Origin of the sequence: Streptomyces sp. NPDC015130, from assembly GCF_043080005.1 — a bacterium.
Lineage (GTDB): Bacteria > Actinomycetota > Actinomycetes > Streptomycetales > Streptomycetaceae > Streptomyces.
On sequence record NZ_JBIBVC010000041.1, the window covers coordinates 1 to 1,139 of the forward strand.

The window sequence follows — 1,139 nt, forward strand, 5'->3', positions numbered from 1 at the left end:
TACGGGAGGTTGCGGGCCATGACGATGCGCTGGACCTGGTTGGTGCCTTCGTAGATCTGGGTGATCTTGGCGTCGCGCATCATGCGCTCGACGGGGTAGTCGCGGGTGTAGCCGTAGCCGCCGAGGAGCTGGACGGCGTCGGTGGTGACCTCCATGGCGACGTCGGAGGCGAAGCACTTGGCGGCGGCGCCGAAGAAGGTGAGGTCGCCGTCGGTCCGCTCGCTCTTGGCGGCGGCGGTGTAGGTGAGCTGGCGGGCGGCCTCCAGCTTCATGGCCATGTCGGCGAGCATGAACTGGACGCCCTGGAAGTCGGCGATGGGCTTGCCGAACTGCTTGCGCTCCTGGACGTAGCCCTTGGCGTAGTCGAGGGCGCCCTGGGCGATGCCGACGGCCTGGGCGGCGATGGTGACGCGGGTGTGGTCGAGGGTCTTCATCGCGGTGGCGAAGCCGGTGCCCTCGGCGCCGATCATGCGGTCGGCGGGGATGCGGACGTTGTCGAGGTAGACCTCGCGGGTCGGGGAGCCCTTGATGCCGAGCTTCTTCTCCGGGGCGCCGAAGGACACGCCCTCGTCGGACTTCTCCACGACGAAGGCGCTGATGCCCTTGGACCGCTTGTCGGGGTCGGTGACGGCCATCACCGTGTAGTACTCCGAGACACCGGCGTTGGTGATCCACCGCTTCACGCCGTTGAGGACCCAGAAGTCCCCGTCGCGGACCGCGCGGGTCTTCATCCCGGCCGCGTCCGAGCCCGCGTCGGGCTCCGAGAGGGCGTAGGAGAACATCGCGTCGCCCTTGGCCAGCGGGCCCAGGTACTTCGCCTTCAGCTCCTCCGAGCCCGACAGGATCACCGGCATCGAGCCCAGCTTGTTCACCGCCGGGATCAGCGACGAGGACGCGCACGCCCGCGCGACCTCCTCGATCACGATCACCGTCGCCAGCGCGTCCCCGCCCGCGCCCCCGTACGCCTCCGGCACGTGCACGGCGTGCAGGTCGTTCGCGACCAGCGCGTCCAGCGCCTCCTGCGGGAACCGGTGCTCCTCGTCCACCGCCGCCGCGAACGGAACGATCTTCGCCTCCGCCAGCGCACGCACCGACTCACGGAGCATGTCGTGCTCCTCGGAGGGCCGATACAGGTCGAA

1 protein-coding gene is annotated in these 1,139 nt (G+C 69.4%); it reads right to left on the reverse strand.

Features of this window, described 5'->3' with window-relative positions; translation table 11 throughout:
- The coding region (locus ACF08F_RS37675) for an acyl-CoA dehydrogenase family protein (protein ID WP_392303069.1) at positions 1 to 1,139 on the reverse strand (1,139 nt) is incomplete at both ends.